General features: G+C 36.5%; 21 protein-coding genes and 1 riboswitch. Of the genes, 8 read left to right on the top strand and 13 right to left on the bottom strand.

Annotated elements, in window-relative coordinates; translation table 11 throughout:
• Positions 1-29 precede the first annotated feature (29 nt).
• The 3 genes from V7S50_RS30725 to rlmD all read right to left on the bottom strand — a co-directional run bounded on the left by V7S50_RS30725 (position 30) and on the right by rlmD (position 4,926).
• Positions 30-2,042 (bottom strand): GAF domain-containing sensor histidine kinase, encoded by a 2,013-nt coding sequence (locus V7S50_RS30725; protein WP_242256123.1) that lies wholly within the window; start codon positions 2,040-2,042, stop codon positions 30-32.
• Between the two features lie 331 nt (positions 2,043-2,373).
• Positions 2,374-3,363: a tRNA dihydrouridine synthase gene (locus V7S50_RS30720; RefSeq protein ID WP_242256125.1), complete on the bottom strand. Its 990-nt coding sequence runs from the start codon at positions 3,361-3,363 to the stop codon at positions 2,374-2,376.
• Positions 3,364-3,549: 186 nt separating this feature from the next.
• The gene (rlmD, locus tag V7S50_RS30715) at positions 3,550-4,926 is read right to left on the bottom strand and encodes a 23S rRNA (uracil(1939)-C(5))-methyltransferase RlmD (protein ID WP_252209189.1); all 1,377 of its coding nucleotides are present in this window, start codon (positions 4,924-4,926) and stop codon (positions 3,550-3,552) included.
• 121 nt (positions 4,927-5,047) lie between these two features.
• Positions 5,048-5,149, top strand: a riboswitch (purine riboswitch).
• 202 nt (positions 5,150-5,351) lie between these two features.
• Here rlmD and V7S50_RS30710 point away from each other — a divergent pair.
• The 4 genes from V7S50_RS30710 to V7S50_RS30695 all read left to right on the top strand — a co-directional run bounded on the left by V7S50_RS30710 (position 5,352) and on the right by V7S50_RS30695 (position 10,517).
• Positions 5,352-6,548, top strand: a complete 1,197-nt coding sequence (locus tag V7S50_RS30710; protein ID WP_060629340.1) for a NupC/NupG family nucleoside CNT transporter — start codon at positions 5,352-5,354, stop codon at positions 6,546-6,548.
• Positions 6,549-6,826: 278 nt separating this feature from the next.
• On the top strand, positions 6,827-7,930 hold the full coding sequence (locus tag V7S50_RS30705) for a polysaccharide deacetylase family protein (protein WP_242256129.1): 1,104 nt from the start codon (positions 6,827-6,829) through the stop codon (positions 7,928-7,930).
• A 158-nt stretch (positions 7,931-8,088) separates the two neighbouring features.
• Positions 8,089-9,171 carry a polysaccharide deacetylase family protein gene (locus V7S50_RS30700; protein ID WP_242256131.1) on the top strand — a complete coding sequence of 361 codons (1,083 nt, stop codon included), beginning with the start codon at positions 8,089-8,091 and terminating at the stop codon, positions 9,169-9,171.
• A 116-nt stretch (positions 9,172-9,287) separates the two neighbouring features.
• Positions 9,288-10,517: an aminopeptidase gene (locus tag V7S50_RS30695; RefSeq protein WP_242256133.1), complete on the top strand. Its 1,230-nt coding sequence runs from the start codon at positions 9,288-9,290 to the stop codon at positions 10,515-10,517.
• 40 nt (positions 10,518-10,557) lie between these two features.
• Here the strand turns inward: V7S50_RS30695 and V7S50_RS30690 are convergent, their stop codons facing one another.
• The 10 genes from V7S50_RS30690 to V7S50_RS30645 all read right to left on the bottom strand — a co-directional run bounded on the left by V7S50_RS30690 (position 10,558) and on the right by V7S50_RS30645 (position 21,306).
• Complete coding sequence (locus V7S50_RS30690; RefSeq protein ID WP_000263262.1) at positions 10,558-10,881, bottom strand: DMT family transporter; 324 nt, start codon at positions 10,879-10,881, stop codon at positions 10,558-10,560.
• Between the two features lie 47 nt (positions 10,882-10,928).
• Positions 10,929-12,380 carry an NADP-dependent succinate-semialdehyde dehydrogenase gene (gabD, locus tag V7S50_RS30685; RefSeq protein ID WP_242256135.1) on the bottom strand — a complete coding sequence of 484 codons (1,452 nt, stop codon included), beginning with the start codon at positions 12,378-12,380 and terminating at the stop codon, positions 10,929-10,931.
• The gene (locus V7S50_RS30680; protein ID WP_242256137.1) at positions 12,373-13,740 is read right to left on the bottom strand and encodes a sigma-54 interaction domain-containing protein; all 1,368 of its coding nucleotides are present in this window, start codon (positions 13,738-13,740) and stop codon (positions 12,373-12,375) included. Before V7S50_RS30680 ends, gabD begins: the two co-directional genes overlap by 8 nt.
• 115 nt (positions 13,741-13,855) lie before the next feature.
• Positions 13,856-15,220, bottom strand: a complete 1,365-nt coding sequence (gabT, locus tag V7S50_RS30675) for a 4-aminobutyrate--2-oxoglutarate transaminase (protein ID WP_242256139.1) — start codon at positions 15,218-15,220, stop codon at positions 13,856-13,858.
• Between the two features lie 154 nt (positions 15,221-15,374).
• A complete protein-coding gene (locus V7S50_RS30670; protein WP_336376714.1) occupies positions 15,375-16,121 on the bottom strand; it encodes an HAD family hydrolase in 747 nt (248 codons plus the stop codon).
• 137 nt (positions 16,122-16,258) lie between these two features.
• Positions 16,259-17,164, bottom strand: a complete 906-nt coding sequence (locus V7S50_RS30665; RefSeq protein WP_000977671.1) for a diacylglycerol kinase — start codon at positions 17,162-17,164, stop codon at positions 16,259-16,261.
• Between the two features lie 558 nt (positions 17,165-17,722).
• Positions 17,723-19,150 (bottom strand): Asp-tRNA(Asn)/Glu-tRNA(Gln) amidotransferase subunit GatB, encoded by a 1,428-nt coding sequence (gene gatB, locus V7S50_RS30660; RefSeq protein WP_001047683.1) that lies wholly within the window; start codon positions 19,148-19,150, stop codon positions 17,723-17,725.
• A 14-nt stretch (positions 19,151-19,164) separates the two neighbouring features.
• Positions 19,165-20,622, bottom strand: a complete 1,458-nt coding sequence (gene gatA, locus V7S50_RS30655) for an Asp-tRNA(Asn)/Glu-tRNA(Gln) amidotransferase subunit GatA (protein ID WP_000051449.1) — start codon at positions 20,620-20,622, stop codon at positions 19,165-19,167.
• 15 nt (positions 20,623-20,637) lie between these two features.
• Positions 20,638-20,928: an Asp-tRNA(Asn)/Glu-tRNA(Gln) amidotransferase subunit GatC gene (gatC, locus tag V7S50_RS30650; RefSeq protein ID WP_000086999.1), complete on the bottom strand. Its 291-nt coding sequence runs from the start codon at positions 20,926-20,928 to the stop codon at positions 20,638-20,640.
• A gap of 141 nt (positions 20,929-21,069) precedes the next feature.
• Entirely contained in the window at positions 21,070-21,306 is a 237-nt protein-coding gene (locus V7S50_RS30645) for a YiaA/YiaB family inner membrane protein (RefSeq protein ID WP_001254393.1), read from the bottom strand.
• 231 nt (positions 21,307-21,537) lie between these two features.
• On the opposite strand from V7S50_RS30645, the gene V7S50_RS30640 reads away from it, so the two are divergent.
• The 4 genes from V7S50_RS30640 to V7S50_RS30625 all read left to right on the top strand — a co-directional run bounded on the left by V7S50_RS30640 (position 21,538) and on the right by V7S50_RS30625 (position 23,988).
• A complete protein-coding gene (locus V7S50_RS30640) occupies positions 21,538-22,020 on the top strand; it encodes a MarR family winged helix-turn-helix transcriptional regulator (protein ID WP_063221576.1) in 483 nt (160 codons plus the stop codon).
• A 76-nt stretch (positions 22,021-22,096) separates the two neighbouring features.
• Positions 22,097-23,278, top strand: coding sequence for an ArsA family ATPase (locus tag V7S50_RS30635; RefSeq protein WP_199677705.1), 1,182 nt, complete (start codon positions 22,097-22,099; stop codon positions 23,276-23,278).
• Positions 23,271-23,462 (top strand): DUF3926 domain-containing protein, encoded by a 192-nt coding sequence (locus V7S50_RS30630; RefSeq protein ID WP_199677704.1) that lies wholly within the window; start codon positions 23,271-23,273, stop codon positions 23,460-23,462. Before V7S50_RS30635 ends, V7S50_RS30630 begins: the two co-directional genes overlap by 8 nt.
• A 58-nt stretch (positions 23,463-23,520) precedes the next feature.
• Positions 23,521-23,988 (top strand): HXXEE domain-containing protein, encoded by a 468-nt coding sequence (locus V7S50_RS30625; RefSeq protein WP_080468314.1) that lies wholly within the window; start codon positions 23,521-23,523, stop codon positions 23,986-23,988.
• The last annotated feature ends 101 nt before the right edge of the window (positions 23,989-24,089 follow it).

The following is a 24,089-nucleotide window of genomic DNA, read 5'->3' as shown; positions in this document are numbered from 1 at the left end:
TACCGTAACTAATCTAAATAAGATTAGTTTTAATTATTTCCATAATTAAATTTAACAAAAAAGGTAGTGCCTTCCGATCCTGTTTGAATTTCTATTTTTGCATTATGACGGGCAGCAATGGCATAACATATGCCTAACCCCAATCCAGTTCCATTATCTTTGGTCGTGTAAAATGGAGTACCCAGTTTCTCTAGTACTTCAGGCCTGATACCTTTTCCTTCATCCCGCACTGCAAGCACCACACAATTTCGCCCTTCCTTATAGGTGCTAATTGTTAGAGTTTTCCCTGTGCTCATCGCTTCTAAGCCATTACGGTATAGGTTCATTAATAATTGCCGTATCTCATTACGATTTAAAAGTAATTCTGGAACATCATTTGTATCGACTTGAATATATTTATTTTGATTATGCGTATCTATCTTTATTAAAGGAATAATATCGTGGATAATTGAATTTAAATCTAACATCTGCAAATCTGATTTCTTTGTATTACCTATTGAGAGAAATTCAGTAATAATAGAATTGGCACGGTCAAGTTCTTCAACCATTAAATTAAAGTACTTATTATGTTTCTCATAGTTGTTCTCTTCTTTTAATAACTGCAAAAATCCTCGTACTGTTGTCATTGGATTTCTAATCTCATGGCTGATACCTGCTGCCATTTGCCCTATTAAATCTATGTTGGATAACCTTTTCAATTCCTGCTCATATTGCTTTTTTTCCGTTATGTTTTTACAAATACAACAAATACCATCATCATACGGATACGCAATAACTTCATGCCAATATTCATCAGAGGTAGAAAAAAATTCGAAATGAACTGTAGTTCGCTCTGACATCACACGATGAAGCTCCTTATATATAACTGTATCGATGCTACTTGGGAAGACCTCCCATATATTCTTACCTAATACATCTTTCGCTGTTTTTCTTTGTGGGAAATGTTGATGCTTATTTACGTACATAAATTCCCATTTATTATTCAAAGTCAAGAATCCATCCGTAATACTTTCAATCACACTTGTGACTTTTTCATTAGCAGCAGCTAGTTCTCTCGTTCGTTCTTCCACCATGCTTTCAAGTTGATCCATATATAACAAGTTTGAAAACGTAGAAGCTGTAGCATCAACGATAGATTTTGCCAGTTGAATTCGGGAATCACCGTAATTGTGAGTTTTTTCCTCTTTGCCAACGACGATTACCCCTAATACTTCTCCCATTGAAACTAATGGAAGTATCAGTAGGCCCTTACTATCTATATTTTTTGTTTGAATAACCTTTTGAATCTTGACTTCATAGATTTTCTCCATCCAATCCGCTTCTGCCCAATTACAGTCCCTGCTTAACTTCGTTGTTTTAATCTTTGTTTTGTCTAGCCGGTCTAAAAGGTGGGCAGCCATGTTTTTACTCTCTAAAATCTGCCCTAAATAAAGAAAGCATTTATCAAAACTCTCTTGTATTGAGGAACACATTGATAAATCACGGGTAACATTTAGTAACAGCTGCTTCTCGGCAATAAGATTTTCTTTTTGGGTTAAATTTTTTGCGTTTTGAATGGCGACCGCCGCCATATTTACATAAGCTTCAACACTTTGAATTTCTGAATCTGTTAAGTTCATTGGAACTCCATAATCAAATAAAAAAACGAGACCAAATAACTCTTGCCCAAATGAGATAGGCAGAGCTAATAAGGACTTAATTTTGAACGCATCAACTGGTCTCGGATCCGGCCGATGATCCTTTGAGGTATCAGGGATATAGATGGTTTTTTTAGTTTCAATAACTTCTTTTGCCAGTAAGTCTATTTCAGGATCAATTACCTGAGTATCGAGCGTTACGCCATTTATGGTCTCTGGTTTTCCTGCAAACCCTCTAAATGTTCCATCGTCCTCAGGTAAATAAATCCCAACAGCGTCACACCTAACAATCTCCTCTGATATCGCCATTGTTACACGCTGCAAAACTTCACGTAGTTCTAATTTTGTATTTATTATTTTTGTTATATTTGCGAGCCTAGAATATCTCGTCTGATCACTTAACATTTGCATAGCCTCCAATTATAGGCGTAATAAAGTGAAACTTTAATAAGTGGGGGTTGATTTATCCCCCACTTATTATCAAACTGAATCCAACCTAACCTCTTTGCACTAGCAGCATTTTGAGGTGGGAGTTTTACTGCCCGCAAATAGCGGGATAAAATAAACATGCTAATATCAGTGAAAATCAAGATCCACCTACCATTTTCTCCTGTATTCTTTTCTTACCCTTGTTTTATATAGAATACCTCGCTTACTTATGATACGGTTCACCTTAATTAAAATGAAACAAACACTAATAAAATTGCTACACTCCATCCCCTCTAACTTTCAAAAGTTACACCGTTTCACTACCTTCTACCACATTAACATTCCCCTCAAACTTATCAAGCAATGTACGCACTTCATCAGTCGACTTCGTACTCATCAATTGATTTCTCAATTCAGCAGCTCCAGGGAAGCCTTTTACATAAATTTTGAAGAAGCGATGTAATCCTGTAATTGAGCGTGGTAATACTTCTGCATATTGATCTTGAAGATCAAGCTGTAGTCTTAAAAGATCTAAATGTTCTTTACTACTATGCTCCCTTGGTTCTTTTTCAAAAGCAAATGGATTTTTAAAGATGCCTCGTCCAATCATAACGCCATCAATACCGTATTTTTCAGCAAGTTCCAGCCCCATTTTACGATCAAGGATGTCTCCATTGATTGTTATTAACGTATTTGGTGCAATACGATCACGTAATTTTTTAATCTCCGGAATTAGCTCCCAGTGTGCATCTACTTGGCTCATTTCTTCTCTTGTGCGTAAATGAATAGAAAGGTTCGCAATATCTTGTTTGAAAATATGCGTTAACCAATCTTCCCATTCGCTTAACTCTTTAAAGCCAAGTCTTGTTTTTACGCTGACAGGTAGTCCTCCCGCTTTTGCAGCTTGAATCAGTTCTGCCGCAACGTCTGGACGTAGAATAAGGCCACTACCTTTCCCTCTTGATGCTACGTTCGGTACAGGGCAGCCCATGTTAATATCGATGCCTTTAAATCCTAGTTCCGCCATACCAATACTCATTTGACGGAAATATTCAGGGTTATCTCCCCAAATATGTGCTACCATCGGTTGTTCATCTTCTGTAAAAATTAAACGGCCACGTACACTTTTCATACCTTCTGGATGACAATAGCTATCCGAGTTTGTGAACTCTGTAAAGAATACATCTGGACGACCAGCCTCACTTACTACGTGACGGAAAACAACGTCTGTCACATCTTCCATTGGTGCAAGTACGAAAAATGGTCGTGGTAAATCACGCCAAAAATTATCTATCATTTCAAATTCAAATCCTCTCACTATGAATACAATTTAAAAATATAAAGCCAAATAACAATAGTACATTTAGAATTTATAATTTACGAAAATCAGCAATATTTATTTTAACTAAAATCATTACTAAATGGCATTTTGATAAACCAAAAAGCAGATGGTATAGATTTTCCTATATCAACTGCTTTCCTATTATACCAACTTAAGCCAAGCCACACACTCCACATGAGTCGTATGCGGGAACATATCAACAGGTTGTACTTCCTGTGTTTTATATCCGCCTTCTTCTAGTACTTTTAAATCACGTGCTAACGTTGCTGGGTTACACGATACGTATACGACGCGTTTTGGTTTCATATCGATGATTGTGTTTAGTAATGCTTCATCACAGCCTTTACGCGGTGGATCTACGACCATTGTGTCAGCGATTACGCCTTCTTTGTACCATTTTGGAATGACTACTTCTGCTTCTCCTACGCCAAATTCAGCGTTTGTCATGTTGTTTAGTGCTGCGTTACGATTTGCGTCTTCGATTGCTTCTGGGACGATTTCAACGCCGTACACTTTTTTCGCTTTTTGTGCTAGGAATAAGGAGATTGATCCAATTCCACAATAGGCATCAATTACTGTTTCGTTACCATCTAATTTTGCGTACTCTAACGTTTTATCGTATAACACTTTCGTTTGTTCTGGATTTACTTGATAGAATGAACGTGCTGAAATCGCAAATTTGATGTCACCGATAAAGTCATAAATATATTCTGATCCGTACAGTACTGTCGTTGTGTCTCCGAAGATTACATTTGTACGTTTCGGGTTTACGTTTTGAACAATTGATTTTACTTCTGGGAATTTCCCAGCAATTTCTTCAATGATTGCTTTTTTGTTTGGCAATTCTGCTGTACGAGTAATAAAGACAAGCATGATTTCCCCCGTTACTTGTCCGTAACGAGCCATTACGTGGCGAAGTATTCCTTTGTTACGCTCTTCGTTGTACGCCGAAATACCGTGTTTTTCACAAATACGTTTTACTTCTTGAATTAATGTATCGTTCTCTTCTGCTTGAATTAAACATGATTCCATATTAATGATGTCATGCGTTCCTTGACGATAGAAACCAGCTACAAGTCCGCCTTCACGTTCTCCGATTGGTACTTGTGCTTTATTACGGTATACCCATGGGTTCTTCATGCCAAGTACAGGATGCACAGGAACATCGCTTAGTCCGCCAATGCGCTGCATAACGTCACGTACTTGTTTTCCTTTCGCTTGTAATTGCCCTTCATATGTTAAGTGCTGAAGCTGGCAACCACCGCACTGATTGTACACTGGGCATTCTGCATCTTTACGATATGGGCTCTCTGTATGAAGCTTCATTAAACGACCAAACGCGAAGTTTTTCTTCACTTTAATAATTTTAATTTGGGCTTCTTCACCTGGTAATCCGTTTTTAACGAAAATAGGATATCCTTTTACTTTCGCAACACCGGCACCATCATGTGTTAAATCTTCAAATACTACATCTATAAACTCGTTTTTCTCAACTGGTGGCGTCATTTTTGTACTCATTTTCCGACCTCTCTTTTTCATAACACTGCGTTACATTTTATCATACTTATATGGTCTATTTCTATCGGAAGAAAAAAAGCTATTGACGATAGTTCTCTGTTAATGTTACGCTACTACTAATTTAATACGGACGATGTTACCTCATATATACTCGATAATATGGATCGAGAGTTTCTACCCGGCAACCTTAAATTGCTGGACTATGGGGAAAACTAATGAATATTAGCCTATGTGCAAAAAAGGACTCATATTGATTAGCTTTCTCTCATAGATGAAAGTGAATCCATATGGGTCTTTTTTTATTTTTATTTTTCTAAAAGGTCAGACATCTTACGTATGACATAAAACCTCTTTGTTTTATTTTTAGTAATATAACGGGGGTTTTATGTACAAACTTTATACGAACTTCTGAAAGGGGCAACTACATGCAATATGTAATGAGCATTATCGGTATTCTTGTCGTTTTAGGTTTATGTTTTGCTTTGTCAAACAACAAAAGTAAAATCAACTTCCGTGCAATTGCTATTATGATTGGTTTCCAAATTTTAATCGGTTGGTTTATGTTTGGCACAAAGATTGGTCAACAAATCATTATTTTCATTGGTAAAGTTTTCAACAAACTAATTAAACTTGGTACGACAGGTGTCGATTTTCTCTTTAATGGAATTCAAAGAGATTTTGTCTTTTTCTTAAACGTACTATTAATTATCGTATTTTTCTCAGCACTACTTTCTATCTTTAGTTATTTAGGTGTTTTACCATTCATCGTTCGCGTTGTCGGCGGTGCAATTTCAAAAATTACTGGTTTACCACGCGTTGAATCATTCCACGCAGTAAACTCTGTATTCTTCGGTTCAAGTGAAGCGTTAATCGTTATTAAAAATGATTTACAGCATTTTAACAAAAACCGTATGTTTATCATTTGTTGTTCTGCAATGAGTTCAGTTTCTGCTTCTGTTACAGCATCATACGTAATGATGTTAGATGCAAAATATGTACTAGCAGCTCTTCCACTAAACTTATTCTCAAGCTTAATTGTTTGTTCGCTATTAACACCTGTTGATACGAAGAAAGAAGATGAAGTGATTCAAAAATTTGATAGAACTTTATTCGGAGACAGTTTTATCGGCGCAATGATTAACGGTGCGCTTGACGGCTTAAAAGTAGCTGGTATCGTTGCTGCATTAATGATCGCCTTCATCGGTGTGATGGAAGTTGTCAACTACGTAATTAGCGCCGCTTCAGGTGCAATGGGATATGCTGTTACGTTACAACAAATCTTCGGTTATATACTTGCTCCATTCGCATTCTTAATGGGTATTCCAACTCAAGATATTATCCCAGCTGGTGGTATTATGGGTACGAAGATTGTATTAAACGAATTTGTAGCAATCCTTGATTTAAAAGATGTTGCATCAACATTATCTCCACGTACAGTTGGAATCGTTACAGTATTCTTAATTAGCTTCGCAAGTATTAGCCAAATTGGTGCGATTGTCGGTACAATCCGTGCCCTTTCTGAAAAACAAGGAAGCATCGTTTCTAAATTCGGCTGGAAAATGTTATTTGCATCAACACTTGCTTCTATTTTATCTGCAACAATCGCTGGATTGTTTATTTAATAAAAAACTCCACCTTACTTCTCCTTTTTCTAAAGGAAGTTTAGGTGGAGTTTTTTTATCTTCCAAATGTATTTTTATGTAAATCTCACCAGAAAAAAATAAGGTATTTTTTCCGAAATATTCCAAAAGTGTATTCCCCTATATATTCTATAGTGATATGATGGACAAGGGTATAATTCAAATTTTTAAAACCAAAAATTTGAATTAGTTTCACTTATAAGAGCGATTGTTTCATGATATAAGTGATGATAATTAAAACACAATAGAAGGATGATAGAATGAAAAAGTATACATATATCGCTTTACTTTCTTCTGCTATTCTCGTAGGTTGTAACACTAGTAGCTCTAGTGATAAACAAATAAAAGAAGCAACGGCGAAACAAACAGTTGAACAGAAAAAAGCGAAAGCAGTTGAAATTCCTTTAGCACAAGGAGTTATTACATGGGATCCGTATGAATATAACGCACAAAACACCACGCTTTATACCAAAGATTTAAGAGATTCATTCAAACAAGTACGTTACAATATTTGGCGTACTGCTGATGGTCCTGAAAGCAAACAAACTTTTACTTCACAAGAAAAAGATCGTGACTTTGCCCTCCCACTACATTTAAAATCATTTCATTTAAAACGTGGCGAATTTCAAATTGAAACAGTAGGAATCAAAGAAGATAATACTGAAACAAATCTAGTAACATCTAAAATTACATTCCAGCAACGTGTACCCGTTTTAATGTACCATGCGATTGAGAAATACCCTGGGCCAAGTGATGGGGATTATGGCTTATATGTACCACCTGAGCAATTCGAAAAGCATATGCAATATTTGAAAGATAACGGTTATACGATGCTAACTTTTGAACGTTGGAATGATATAAACCGTGTAAATAAACCTGTTTTTGTAACCATGGATGATGGTCGAAAAAATAATATGAACGCTCTTTATATCTTACAAAAACTAAAGGATGATACATTTCAACCTACAGCTACTGAATTTCTTACTGCAAATGAGATAGACAAACCAAATCGTCTATCAACAGATGATATAAAACAAATGATGGATTCAGGCATTTTTTCTATTCAATCTCATACTGCTAATCATACGATGATGGCTCATTCAAGCAATTATGATGAGGAATTACGTGGTTCGAAAGAAAAAATTGAAGCTCTTACTGGTAAAAAGGTCATCGCTCTCGCCTATCCAGTAGGTTCTTATAATGATCCAGCTGTTGAAGAAACAAAAAAACATTATGAATTCGCAGTAACTACTGATCATGGTAATCACATTACAAAAGGGATGCCAAACGAACAGTACTTAATTAAACGCCATTTTGTAGGGCCTAATACATCTATGGAAAAATTCATATCTCTTATAAAGTAAGCTTTACTAAAAGACGAAAGAATATTTCTATCGAAAGCCACTAACCTATCTCATAATTAAAAATGATATGATGAACAAGGGTATATCCCCACCGCTCTTACAGCGGTGGGGATTTTAAATATAAGTATGCAATATAATACACAATAGAAGGTGATTTTATGAGAAAATATGCAGCAATTGCTTTATGTATATCTGCTATTCTAGCAGGTTGTAATACTAGCAATGTAAGCCAGGAACCTAAAAAAGAGAAAAAGGTTCAAGAAGTTAAGAAACAAGCAGAAACTGTGCAAGAACGAGGTAAAATTTCTTATAGTCCAATTACACACGAATCTACAAATACTACTATTCATATGACAGATATAAAAGATACTTTAACCGAAGTACAATATAAGATTTGGCGCACAGCTGATGGAAAGGAACACACTAAATCTTTGTTTTCTAAAGAAAAGGAAACACAATTTTCACTTCCTTTTGATATAAAAGAATTTGAGGGAAAACGCGGTGAGTTTCAAATTGAAGCAATAGGAATGAAAGAAGATGGGAAGACCATTCCACTCACAAAATCTGCTATTACTTTCGAGCAAAAGGTTCCCGTTCTTATGTACCATGCAATCGATGATTATCCCGGACAAGGCATTAAAGATTTATTCGTATCACCTGCTAACTTTGAAGCCCAAATGAAATATTTAAAAGACAACGGCTATACCTTACTAACCTTTGAACGCTGGGGCGATATTAATAAAGTGAATAAACCTATCTTTGTTACGTTTGATGACGGTATGCAAAATAATATGAATGCCTTTCATATTTTACAAAAGTTAAAAGATGATACGTTTAAACCAACAGCAACAGAATATATGATTGCTACTAATGTCGATACTGAAGGATCCCTTTCTACACCTGAAATAAAAGAAATGGTTGATTCGGGCATTTTCTCCATGCAATCTCATACTGCAACACATGCCGACTTGCCGAAGATTACAAACTACGAAGAAGAATTAAAGGGATCGAAAGAAAAACTAGAAAAAATAACAGGTAAGCCCGTTATCGCAGTTGCTTATCCATTCGGTCATGTAGATGATAAAGTCGTTGCAGAAACGAAGAAATATTATCAATTTGCAACGACAACAAAACCCGGAAAGTTCATTACAAAAGGTGAACCCGATGAGTTGTTAAAAATGAAGCGTGTTCGCATACACCATACCACAACCGTAGAACAATTTGCTTCTTCGATTAAATAACGATGAGAGCTCAATATATTTTGAGCTCTCTTTTTATGCTATATTTATATATATTTTTTGAATTTTCTTGTATTATATATAGTAAGAAATCTTTCACATTAAAGGAGATTATACATATGTCATTTGAAAAAACGTTAGAGAAATATGCTGCCCTTGCAGTCAATGTTGGTGTTAATATTCAACCAGGACAAACTTTATCCATTAGTGCACCTCTTGAAGCTGTACAATTTGTACGCCTCGTTACAGAAAAGGCATATAAATCTGGTGCAAAACACGTATATGTGGATTGGAATGATGAAACGTTAACACGTCTAAAGTTTGATCTAGCTCCTGAGGAAGCTTTCTCTGAATTCCCTTCTTGGAAAGCACACGCTCGTGAAGAGTTAGCAAAAGAAGGCGCTGCATTTATGTCTATTTATGCAGAAAACCCTGATTTATTAAAAGGTGTAGATTCAACGCGTATTGCAGCTGCTCATAAAGTAGCTGGTGAAGCAATGAAAGTATACCGTGATTACGTACAAGCTGATAAAGTAAGCTGGTGTGTCATTTCTGTTCCTACGAAAGAATGGGCTGCGAAGGTATTCCCTGACGTTGCACCGGAAGAACAAGAAGCAAAACTATGGGATGCTATCTTCAAAGCGACTCGCGCTGATTTAGAAAACCCTGTAGAAGCATGGAAAGAACACGATGAAACATTACATACAAGAGTTGATTACTTAAATGAAAAACATTATAAAGCTCTTCACTATACGGGTCCTGGAACAGATTTAACAATCGAACTTCCTGAAAAACATGTATGGGCTGGTGCTGGTAGCTTAAATGAGAAGAACGTACCATTTATGGCAAACATTCCAACTGAAGAAGTATTTACAATGCCACTTAAAACAGGTGTAAACGGCCAAGTATCTAGCACAAAACCGTTAGCATTTGCAGGTAACATTATTGATAACTTCACGTTAACATTTGAAAACGGACGTATCGTAGATTATAAAGCGGAAACTGGTGAAGAAGCTTTAAAACATTTAGTAGAAACAGATGAAGGTTCTCACTTCTTAGGCGAGGTTGCTTTAGTACCTCATGATTCACCAATTTCAAACACAAATATTTTATTCTACAATACGCTATTTGATGAAAATGCATCTTGCCACCTTGCAATCGGAAGTGCTTATGCATTTAACTTAGTTGGCGGAAAAACAATGTCTAAAGAAGAACTCGCTGAAAATGGTGCAAACACTAGTATTACACACAACGACTTCATGATTGGATCAGCTGAGCTTGATATCGACGGTATTACAACTGATGGCAGACATGAACCAATCTTCCGTAAAGGTAACTGGGCGTTTTAACAAAAGCAAAAGGCTATCTCCCGCAGCGGAAGATAGCCTTTTATGATGCCGATGAAACCTTAAGCCCAATTACCCCTAACACAATAAAAAGAATACAAAATGCTTGGAATAAGCTAATGTGCTCTTTAAAAAAGTACACACTAATAATTGTAATAAGTAATGTCCCAACACCAGACCAAATAGCATAAGCAATACTTAAATGAATCTTTTTCACAACAATGGCGAACACGCTGAAACAAATTCCATAAAATACGAAAATAAGTACACTTGGAACGAGCTTTGTTAAACCATTTGATAATTTCATCGCAATTGTTCCAGCTACTTCAAAAATAATTGTAACAAGTAATAATAGCCAATATACCATACTAGAATCTCCTTCTCTGTTACCTTATAGAAATTCTAGTATACTACTTATAGTCCTAATGAAATATATTTAATTTCTAAATATTCTTCGATACCGAAATGGCCTCCTTCACGGCCAATGCCACTCTCTTTGAAGCCACCGAACGGTGCTTGTGCAACTGATGGAAGTCCATCATTTAATCCGATAATACCGTATTCTAACGCTTCACTAATTTGGAATGCTTGACTAATATCTTTCGTGAAAATATACGCAGCCAAGCCGTATGGTGTATTATTTGCTCTTTCGATCACTTCTTCAACTGTTTTAAATTTCGCAACTGGTGCAACTGGTCCAAATGTTTCTTCAGTCATACAAAGCATCGTATCATTTGCCAACCCAATTACAGTCGGTTGCATAAAGTGACCATCTAACTCTGCAATCTGTTGGCCTCCATATAAGAGTTCTCCACCTTTTCGAACTGCATCTTCGATATGTTCTTGTACTTTCGAAACTGCATTCTCATCAATAAGCGGTCCTACAGTCGTTCCGTCACCGAAGCCATCTCCTACTTTCAGCTGCTCTACTGCCTTTTGGAACTTCCCTACAAATACTTCGTATACGTCTTCTTGAACGAATACTCGATTTGTACATATACACGTTTGTCCTGCGTTACGGAATTTCGAACCAATTACCGCTTCTACTGCTTTATCTAAATCCGCATCATTCATTACGATAAATGGAGCATGGCCACCTAACTCAAGCGAAACTTTTTTCATCGTTTGTGCAGCACTAGCCATTAATTCTTTCCCGATTTCCGTTGATCCTGTAAAGGACACCTTTCGAACGCGTCCATCTTCCATCCACGTATCAGCAATTGCTTTCGCACTACCTGTTACAATATTGATTACCCCTTTTGGAATGTCTGCTTCATGAGCTAATTCGGCTAATTTCAGTGCAGTCAATGGCGTTTGACTTGCTGGTTTTACAACCGCCGTACAGCCTGCTGCAAGTGCCGGAGCTACCTTTCTCGTAATCATAGCAGCTGGGAAGTTCCAAGGTGTAATAGCTGCCATAACCCCAACTGGTTGCTTCATAACTAAAATACGTTTATTCGGATGCGAAGCAGGAATCATTTCACCATATACGCGCTTTCCTTCTTCTGCATACCATTCAACAAAGCTATTTGCATAATTCACTTCACCAAGTGCTTCTAGAAACGGCTTTCCTTGCTCTTTCGTCATAATTGCTGCAATCTCTTCTTTATTTTCATCGATAAGTGTAAACCATTTTTTTAACTTCACTGCACGGTCTGCTGCCGTTAATTTTGACCATGATTTAAAAGCTTCATGCGCAGCATCAACAGCTTGCTTTGCCTCCGTTACCCCGCCCTTTGGTACAGTCGCAAATATTTCTTTCGTTGCTGGATTATTTACTTCAATTTGCTCCTGTAATGTAATCCACTCACCATTTATATACATCGCCTTTTTCTCTACATTTACAAACGTCGCTTTTTTATCCAATGTTTTCTTCCTCCTCTATAAGTTTCTTTATCTTCCTAGTGGCAGCAGATTGGCTTATTTTTAAAAACTCCGCTACTTTATAACTCGATCCATATGTTTTATATGCTTTCAAAATAATATTCCGTTCTACTTCTTCTAACATTTTATAGAGACTTTGACCGGACTGTTCAACCGTTGATTCTTGCATCGCTATTGGCAAATCTTCTATCGTAACAATATCGTCAGCAGTTATAACAATTCGCTCAATCACATTTTCAATTTCTCTATTATTTCCTTCCCACGGGTATCCAACAAATATTTGCAATGTGCTAGGCGCTAATTTTACATTCCGCCCATATTTCTCGTTAAAGTACTGTAAATAATGATAAATGAGTGGCAAGATGTCTTCTGTTCTTTCCCGGAGTGGAGGAATTAAAATTGGAATGACATTCAGACGATAATATAAATCTTTCCGGAATGTTCCTTGTTTCACCATCATACTTAAATCTCTATTTGTTGCCGCTACAATTCTAACGTCCACCTTTTTTAATTCTCTTCCGCCTATAGGGCGAAACGTTTTTTCTTGTAACACTTGCAAAAGCTTCGCTTGAATTTCAAGCGGCATTTCGCCAATTTCATCTAAGAAAAGGGTTCCCTTATGCGCCGATTCTAATAGTCCTTTTTTCCCTTCACGATTCGCACCTGTAAAAGATCCACCTGAGTATCCAAAAAGCTCTGATTCAATTAAATTCGTTGGCAAAGCCGCACAGTTAATCTCATAGAAACTTTCATTCTTCCGATTACTCACTTCATGTAAATGACGCACCAATCGACTCTTCCCTACTCCTGTCTCACCTAAAACGAGAACTGTACTATCTACTACAGATACCTTCTTAATTGTTTCGACTATTTTTTGCATAGCGATACTTTTAAAAATAAGTCCTTCATGCTCATACGTTTCTCTTAATTCTTTTTTATATGTTTTTAACTGATTATCCATTTCTTCTACCTTTTGACGTAGTTGGTAGAGTTCTGTAAGATCACGAGAGTAACTAATCACTCTTCGTAAATTTCCCTCATCATCAAAAACAGGCCTTGTACGAACGTGTAAATACTCTCCTGATTTTGTCGTTTGAACGAGTTCAATCGGTCTCTTTTTTTCAATTACTTCTAACGTTGCCGATGGATAAAAGATACCATCCTTTTGTAGTTCTTTTACATGTTTACCTACTAACTCTTTAGCAGCTAGTTGATAGTGCCTTTCACATGTACTATTTACACGCACAACGATTCCCTTTTCATCAGTCACAAAAATTTCGTCAAACGCATATTCAAATACATCTTGTAAATCCATTAACACTCGTTCCTTTTCTGCAACCATCCTAGCCACCCCTAACTTCCAATCCATCGATTCACTTCACTACCTTCATTATAAAGTGAATTTTCTGCATTTAATATAGAGGTAGCTAGAATGTTTGTGATTTATCATTCAATTTTTAAACGCGAGCGATGTCTGCTTGCTCATAACAAGCTTGTAATGATTCTTCAATTATTGTTAAACCTTCCTCGAGTTGCTCATCTGTAATAACTAACGGCATTAACACACGAATAACATTACCGTATGTTCCTGCTGATAATAGAAGTAATCCGCGTTTATTTGCTTCTGTACATAAATTAGCTGTTAACGTTTTATCAGGTGTTTTCGTCTTATGATCTTGAACGAGCTCGAATGCACACATTGCTCCTAAGCCACGCACATCACCGATGCAATTATATTTATTTTTCATCTCTTCGAATCGGTTCATTACGACTTTTCCTAATTCTATCGCTCTATCATTTAAATTCTCTTTTTCTATTACATCAAGTACTGCTAATGCTGCCGCACATCCTAGTGGGCTTCCTGCATACGTTCCGCCAAGCTCTCCCGGTGCAGACTCATTCATAATTTCTTTACGTCCAATCACACCACTTATCGGTACACCAGCACCTAACGATTTAGATACCGTAATTAGGTCTGGAACGACATCATAATGATCAATAGCAAAATACTTTCCTGTACGGCTAAATCCTGTTTGAATTTCATCCGCTACAAATAAAATGCCATGTTCTGAACAAATATTGCGTACTTCTTGCACAAACTTCTTACTTGGGACGATAAATCCGCCTTCCCCTTGAACAGGTTCCATTACAACAGCTGCAATTGTTTCTGGTGCTACTTCTGATATGAAGAAATTCTTAAACTCTTCAATCATAAAGTCATCGTACTGCTCTTCCGTTAGTCCTTCTGGGCGACGATATTCATACGGGAATGGTGCTTTATATACTTCTGGAGCAAATGGGCCAAATCCAAATTTATATGGTTTTACTTTACTTGTCATCGTCATTGTCATTAATGTACGCCCGTGGAAACCTTTAGAAAATGCGATAATACCAGGTCTTTTTGTATATTTACGAGCGATTTTCACCGCGTTCTCAACTGCTTCTGCACCACTATTTAAAAATAGTACTTGCTTATCAAAACTTCCTGGCGCTAATGCCGCAAGTTTTTCCGCTAATTCAATATACGGCTCATACATCATGACATTAAATCCAGTATGAATGTATTGATCTACTTGTTTATGAAGCGCTTCTTTAACAGCTGGATGACAATGCCCAACGTTAATTGTTCCTATTGCTCCTGCGAAGTCAATATACTGATTACCATCAACATCTGTTACAAGAGCACCGTTTGCAGATTGTACAAACGTTGGGATGCCGTTACTTACTCCTTTTGGTACTATATTTTGGCGGCGTTCTAACAAAGACGCCGCTTTCGGTCCAGGAATTTGTTCATTTACTTTAGCAAATTTTTTTGTGTTCATTACGTACCCCATCCTTTTCTTTACATTGTTTTCTCTTTTTATTGCAAAATGTATGCCAACATTCTTTTCCAACATTCATCCTACATGCCTTCTATTTCAATATAAAAAATAAGTCTATAAAGACTCATTAAGAGTCCCTATAGACTTATTTTTCTTACACATTAGACTTTCCTTGTTCCCAAATAAACTCACCTGAATAAGAAATAAAATCCCCAACAGATTGTACTACTAAATCTGCAAGTGGTTCTAATGTTTGACGATCTCCTGTGCCAGACAGTACTCCAATCGCATAGCAATCGCCGCCATTTTTAGCTAAATATAAATCAGTTGGTGTATCTCCAACGACTGCCACTTCACATGCCTCTAGATGAAACCTTTCACAAAACGATTCTACAATTCTTTTATCTGGTTTTTGTGCTGGAAACGTATCCGAAGCTACAACATAATCAAAATAAGACTCTAATTGATACTGTTTTAAAAATAATTCTGTCAGTGCGAAATCATCAGCTGTAACAACACCTAAAATAAATCCTCTATCCTTTAAACTTTGTAAAATTCTCGGTAAATCCGCCGTCATTCTCATATAGGAACGATGTTCGTACATAAGGGAAAATAACTTCTCACTTACCCAATGGTGCATCTCCTCTTCTTTAGATGACGGAATATACTTACAAAGCCCCTTTGCAACATCAAGGCTTGTTCCTGCCGCTATTGCGCTACGAGGGTTCACAACCACCCCCTCCACGCCGATTTCCTTTAATAAAGTAGGCTGCATTGACTGTGGAAGTTGATATAATTTTATACATTCAGCCACAAGTTCTTCAGCTACTTTTATCCAAATTGAGTGAAAATCCATTAATGTTCCATCTTTATCAAATAGTATTGCCTTTACCTTCTCCATAGCATCCTACCTCTCGTTTCTTATCTCCTCCAGTGTATCAATAAAGTATGGATATAAAATAAACGAATTGTAAAAATACCATAAAAATCAAACTAACTTCCAATTTACAATTCCTCTATATAATAAAAAGGATGCCTTTACAGGGCATCCTCTTGATGTTCAGGAACAAATAGTTCAAGACAATGATATATATTTTCGAATTCCATCGGTGCATCTCCACCGTATTCACCATCTAAATTAATCATTAGTTTATCTGGTGAATGTACTTTAATTCGATTTGCTTGTGTGTACAGCACTTTTGGATTGTTAATATGTTCACCACGCTGCGCTTGTGTTGCTGCTTTAATTAAGTCAGCGATAGAACCTTTTTTCAGCACTAATAAATCAAATAATCCATCATTAATTGATGCATATGGTGCTACCTTTTCAAAACCGCCCACTGAACGAGTATTCGTAATTAAAAACATCGTAATTTCTTCTTGTAGTAATTTTCCATCATACTCAATTTCAACATATGTTGGATGTAATGACGGTAACATTTCGATTCCTTTTAAATAGTAAGCAAGTTGGCCTAATACCGTTTTTAGCTTACTCGGTACTTCATATGTTAATTCGGTAATACGGCCACCACCAGCGATGTTAATGAAATATGTATCGTTCGCTCTACCAAGGTCTAATGGTACTGTTTTTCCTTCGCAAATAATATCCGCTGCCTCTTCAATAGAACGAGGTACACCGATTGCTCGTGCAAAGTCATTTGTCGTTCCAACTGGAATAATTCCAAACTTCGGACGATGCTCATGTCCTACTAAACCATTGACCACTTCATTTAACGTACCGTCGCCACCAGCCGCAATAACAACATCAAATTTACGATCCGCAGCTTGCCTCGCCGCCACGGTTGCATCTCCAGGACCGGTTGTTGCATGACAAGACGCTTCATATCCAGCTTGTTCTAATTTTTGTAATACTTCTGGTAAGCTCTTCTTAAATAGCTCACGCCCAGAAGTAGGATTATAAATAATTCTTGCTCGCTTCATCATTTATTAGCACAGGAAATTTCTTTATATATTGAAAAAGAACATACCGAACTTCTATTCAGTATTCCCATGCCTACCTCCTCTCATCTTCCTATCCTTCTTTTATCCCGCTCAAACAGGCAGTAAGAACCCGATTCGTGTAGTCCATCAAAAGTAAATATTCATTTCAATGGTTTTTTTATTTGACTCAAAAATTTATCCCGCTATTTGCGGGCAGTAAATGCCCAATTGGTGAGGGCTAATAATCAGTGGTGGATGAATCTCCTACTGATTAAAGTTTCACTTTATTTCTATCCATTCTTCCATAAAAATTTACATATAACGAATAATAACTATCTATTATTTCATGAGATGAAAAAAACCTCTATGTTTAGATTTATCATTATTCCCACCTTTTTGCAACTATCATACCATAGTTGCTATACAAATATTTTTCCACTTTTGACAGTTAATCAAACGTTTGTTTAAACGATTTTCTCTCATTTAAACAAACGTTTGATTAACCTAGAAAAACACCCATGTACGGGTGTTTTTCTGCTTAATCTTTAAAAGCTACTACTATTATCGCTTATTAATCTCTTCAAGTAAGATTTTGTTAACAAGCGGTGGATTTGCTTGTCCTTTTGTAGCTTTCATAATTTGACCAACTAAGAAGCCAATTGCACGGTCTTTACCGTTTTTAAAGTCTTCGATAGATTGCTCATTATTATCAAGAATTTCTGTTACAACTTTACGAAGTGTACCCTCATCAGAAATTTGAACAAGACCCTTCGCTTTAACGATTTCCTCTGGGTCTCCACCTTTTTCAATTAATTCGTTAAATACTTTCTTCGCGATTTTAGAAGAAATTGTACCTTTTTCAATTAATTGAACCATTTTAGATAAACCAGCAGGCGTTAATGCAACGTCTTTTAATTCTTTTTGTTGTTTATTTAAGTATGCAAGCACTTCACCCATTAACCAGTTTGATGTTAATTTCGCATCAGCACCGTCTGCAACAGTTGCTTCAAAGAAATCAGACATCTCTTTCGTTAATGTTAATACGTGTGCATCATAAGCTGGTAAGCCAATTTCTGCAACGTAGCGAGCTTTACGTGCATCTGGAAGTTCTGGAATAGAGGCACGAACTGCTTCTTTCCACTCATCGTCGATGTAAAGTTCAACTAAGTCTGGCTCTGGGAAGTAACGGTAATCGTCAGACCCCTCTTTCACACGCATTAAGATTGTTTTCTTCGTTGCTTCATCGTAACGACGTGTTTCTTGTTGGATGATACCACCAGATAACAATTCTTTCTCTTGGCGCACTTGCTCGTGCTCAAGACCTTTTTGTACATAAGTAAATGAGTTTAAGTTTTTCAGTTCCGCTTTTGTACCGAACTTCTCTTGCCCAACTGGACGAAGGGAAATGTTCGCATCACAACGTAGAGAACCTTCTTCCATCTTACAATCAGATACGCCAGTGTATTGAATGATTGATTTTAACTTCTCTAAGTATGCATATGCTTCTTCTGGCGTACGCATATCTGGCTCAGATACGATCTCGATTAAAGGCATACCTTGACGGTTGTAGTCTACTAATGAACCATCAGCTGTATGCGTTGATTTACCAGCATCTTCTTCTAAATGAAGACGTGTAATACCGATACGTTTCTTTTTACCGTCTACTTCAATTTCAATCCAACCATTTTCACCAATTGGCTTATCGAATTGAGAAATTTGGTAAGCTTTCGGATTATCTGGGTAGAAATAGTTTTTACGGTCGAACTTCGTTTCCGTTGCGATTTCACAGTTTAATGCCATTGCAGCTTTCATTGCAAAGTTAACTGCTTCTTTATTTAAAGTAGGAAGTACCCCTGGGTATCCTAAGTCAATTACACTTGTTTGTGTATTTGGCTCCGCACCGAATTCTGTTGGACTCGCAGAGAAAATTTTCGAATTTGTTTTTAACTCAACGTGAACCTCTAAACCAATAATTGTTTCTAAATTCATCTATGCTCGCCTCCTTACAGACTTGCTTTTTTTGTATGATAGTCTGTTGCTTGCTCAAATGCATGTGCAACGCGGTAAATTGTCGCTTCATCGAAGTGTTTACCAATGATTTGTAAACCAAGTGGCATGTTGTTAGCACCGAATCCACATGGAACAGAAATCGCTGGAACACCCGCTAAGTTTACTGGGATTGTTAAAATGTCGTTTGCATACATTGTCATTGGATCATCAACTTTTTCGCCTACTTTAAATGCCGGAGTTGGCGTTGTTGGTCCAATAATAACATCGTAGTTAGCAAATACATTTTCAAAGTCGTTTTTAATTAATGTACGTACTTGTTGTGCTTTTTTGTAATATGCATCATAGTAACCAGAGCTAAGTGCAAATGTCCCAAGCATAATACGACGTTTTACTTCATCACCGAAACCTTCGCTACGTGTGTTTTTGTAAAGGTCTAATAAATTATTTACATTATCAGAACGAACACCGTAACGTACGCCATCGAAGCGTGAAAGGTTAGCAGATGCTTCAGAAGAAGATAGTAAGTAATACGTTGCTAGAGCGTATTTAGAGTGCGGAAGAGATACTTCCTCCCAAGTTGCGCCCATACCTTCTAATACTTTTAGTGCAGCTAGTACTGACTCACGAGCTTCCTCGCCAACACCTTCGCCTAAGTATTCTTTCGGTACAGCAATACGTAAACCTTTAACGTCTCCTGTTAAACCAGCTAAGTAGTTTCCTACTTCAACGTTTGCAGAAGTTGCATCCATGCGGTCAATACCTGAAATAGCTTGCAATAAGTATGCATTATCTTCTACTGTACGTGTAATCGGTCCGATTTGGTCAAGTGAAGATGCGAATGCTACTAATCCGTAACGAGATACGCGTCCGTAAGTTGGTTTTAAACCTACAACGCCGCAATATGCAGCTGGTTGACGGATAGAACCACCCGTATCAGAACCTAGAGAGAATAATACTTCTCCTGCTGCTACAGCTGCTGCAGAACCACCACTAGATCCACCTGGAACGTAGTCTAAGTTCCATGGATTTTTCGTAGCATAGAAACCTGAGTTTTCATTTGAAGAACCCATTGCGAACTCGTCCATATTTAACTTACCGATTGTAACTGTGTCAGCAGCTTTTAGCTTTTGCACAACTGTCGCATCATAAATTGGATCGAAGTTTGCTAACATTTTGCTCGCACAAGTTGTACGAAGACCGTTAGTTACAATGTTATCTTTTACACCAATTGGCATACCGAATAATAAACCATTATCTTCAGCGCCAATTTTCGCGTCTAATTCTTTCGCTTTCGCGCGTGCATTTTCTTCATCTAATGTAAGAAAAGCTTTTACGTTATCTTCAACATCCGCAATACGTTTGTAAGATTCTTCTACTAAATCCGTAACGGAAATTTCTTTGTTGTTTAATTTCTTATGTAACTCTGATACTGAATGATCAAATAATGACATCGAAATTCCCCTCCTCTATTCTAATACTGCTGGAACACGGATTTGATTATCTTTGTGATCCGGTGCATTTTTTAATACTTCTTCTACTGGTAAACCTTTTTCTGGTACATCTTCACGCATAACATTTTTCATAGTTAATACATGAGTTGTTGGTTTTACGTCTGTTGTATCTAATTCATTTAACTGTTCTGCAAATGTAACAATTGCATCTAGTTGTTTTTGAAATTTTTCTGCTTCTTGATCAGTAATTGCAAGACGTGCTAAATGTGCTACGTGCTTTACATTCTCAACGGAAATTCTTGACACGGCTAGGCCACCTCCATAATATATCGTTCAATCTACAATACTATTGATGATACCAAATTTTCAGTACTTCAAGCAAGTCAACACACAGCACTTACGCCATTTTTACATAAAAAAAGAAAGGCAAACGCCTTTCTTTACAATTTACTCTTTATCTAACGGTTTATTTTTCGGAAATCTCTCGTTATCTTCTTCATTATCACGAATTGTTTTTTGTAATACAAAACAAGACATCGTTAAAAATAATGTTCCAATTAAATAGTATCCTTTTACACTAAGCGTTTCATCTAACGTATAAATCCCAATTAGCATACCTGAAAGCGCACAAACAAATGAAGTCCATGCTAAAAACGTGAACGCTTGCGTATTACGTCTTCTCATCGTTCTCCCCCTCGTTAGCTGTATACCCATTATAGATAAGTATATTTACCATGATGGATTTTTATGTAAATTCTAGTTTTATATTTATAAATCTATCATAAAAGAATACTATTTTAAAGGTAGTTTTCTGCCTAATCTGAAAAAACAATTAAAATAATTGACAATTATTTCTATTCTACATAAAATAAAAATAAATATTACGAACCTCGAAATATACGGGAGTGGAATTAATTGTTGCAATATGAACATTTTTTAGACTTACTGCTAGATAACGCCAAGAAACTTTTTTATCCTGAAGAATGGGTAAGCCTAGATTTAACACTTTCTAAAACAGAAGTATTTTGTTTACTTTGGATGGAACGAAATACAGATATTACAATGACGAAAATTGCTGACCTTCTTGATATACCGATGAGTACAACGACGGGCGTTGTAAATCGCCTTGTAAAAAAGGGATATATTGAACGCTACCGTGATGAGAACGACCGACGTATTGTATTAATTCGGTTAACAGAAAACGGCGTAATGCTCGTTCAAGAAGTAAAACAAAATGCGGCCCATTACTTTAGCTTAGTAACAGAAGCATTATCAGAAGAAGAAAAAGCATTCTTACTACAAATCTTCCAAAAGATCATGAATCACATTGCTACGTCACAGCAAAAAACAGAAGAAAAGGTTTCTACACCTAAAATAAAAAACATTCCGATTGAATAAAGCCCTAGCTGGGTTTTTATTCAATCATTTATTTCGACACTCGTAATATTCGATATTCGAAACAAAGGGGACATGAATGATGAGAATTATTTTGTATACAGGTAAAGGCGGCGTAGGAAAAACTAGCATTTCAGCAGCAACAGCACTTCAAAGCGCAAAACAAGGATTAAAAACTTTAGTAATGAGTACAGATCCTGCTCATAGTTTAGGAGATTCATTTGGTATAAAGCTATCTTCTGAGCCATTAGAAATCCGCGAAAATTTATGGGCACAAGAGATTAATACGATTTATGAAATGGAAAAAGGCTGGGGAAAGTTACAGAAATACATTACCTTGCTATTCACTTCCAAAGCAGCTGATGATATTACAACAGAAGAGTTAACGATGTTTCCTGGTATGGAAGATTTAATTAGCTTACTTCGCGTACTCGATTATTATAAACAAAAAACATATGATGTCATTATCATTGATTGTGCTCCAACAGGAGAAACATTAGCAATGCTCAGCTTTCCAGACATGCTCGGCTGGTGGATGGAAAAACTCTTTCCTATTAAAAGAAAAGTTTTAAAAGTTGTTCGCCCTGTAGCCCAACCACTTCTTGGTGTTCCCCTTCCAACCGATGATATTATGGACGAATTAACAAATACACTTGAACAGCTTGGAGAAATGAGAGATATTTTATCAAACCGAGAAGTAACAAGTATCCGCATCGTTGTAAATCCTGAAAAAATGGTCATTAAAGAGGCCCAGCGTAGCTTTACTTATTTAAACTTATACGATTATAACGTAGATGCCATTATGGTTAACCGCGTCATTCCTAACACTGTCACCGATCCTTATTTCCAAGCATGGAAAGATACCCAAAAGAAATATAAAACATTAATTCAAGATAGTTTTAATCCACTTCCTATTTACGAAGCTCCAATGTTTGAACAAGAAGTTGTTGGTTTGCCCATGTTAGAGCGTGTAGGAGATGCTCTATTTAAAACTGATCATTGTCCTACTGAAGTGAAATTTAACGGCCGCACACAATATGTAAAAAAAGATGGCGATGAATATATTTTCGTTCTGTCCATTCCCTTCTCAAACAAAAGTGAGCTAGTATTAAATCAAAAAGGTGATGAGCTTATCATTCGAGCTGGTTCTGTTAAACGGAACATCACATTACCAAAAATATTAACGCACCTTTCTATTCAAGGGGCTAAGTTTGAAGATGATGTACTAAACATTCGATTTGGAGGTGTAGTGCATGCGTGAGGAACTACTAAGGAAGGTAATTCGTACAAAAATAAAAGTCGGTATGCATATATTAGAAGAGTTACCCGCCCCAATCCAACAATCAGCTAAGCAAATGCTAAATATTTTACAAGAGGAGCTAGCTGCTTATCCGCAAGAACAAGAGCATCCTGAAGATAATTTAAAAAGTATTATAATTGAATGAACATCTCTGGATAGAGGGCCTTTCTAGGCTTTCTATCTCCATATTGGAGTGATGTAAGTTGTCGAAAAAAAATTCCACTATTATGCTTTGGACTATTCCCTTATTATTTTTTATTCATAACCTTGAAGAATCTTTCCAAATGCCACAATATCTTGCTAATCAATTTTCAATTACTTTTATAACTAACCAGCAATTTTTCATTGCGATTTCTGTATTGACTCTCTTTGTCTTACTTATCGTCTTTCTATACCAACTGAACTTCTTGTCTTCTATATACTGGATTATTTTTATACAAGGGGCTATCTTCTTCAACTCTATTCAACATATTATTTTGTTTTTTATTTATCGTTCTTATAATCCTGGCGTAATATCTGCAGTTTTCATTGCTATTTTTTCTATTTCCTTTTTTTCATCCCAAAAATACTTAATTCATAAAAAGCAATTCGTAATTACACTCATTTTCAGCTTATTTTCTTATCCCATTATAATTTGGATTACCTTACTACTCGCTAGCTACTTTCAGTAACAAAAAAAAGACCCGGAAAACTCCTGGTCCATTACTCTACTTAACAAACGTTGGATTCTACGTTATACAGAATTGGAAGGTACAGAATTAGGGTTTGTTTG

The sequence above is a fragment of the Bacillus sp. CCNWLW194 genome, assembly GCF_037120585.1.
Lineage (GTDB): Bacteria > Bacillota > Bacilli > Bacillales > Bacillaceae_G > Bacillus_A > Bacillus_A basilensis.
Note: the sequence above shows the minus strand (reverse complement) of the source record. Positions and strands in the feature narration are given on the sequence as shown.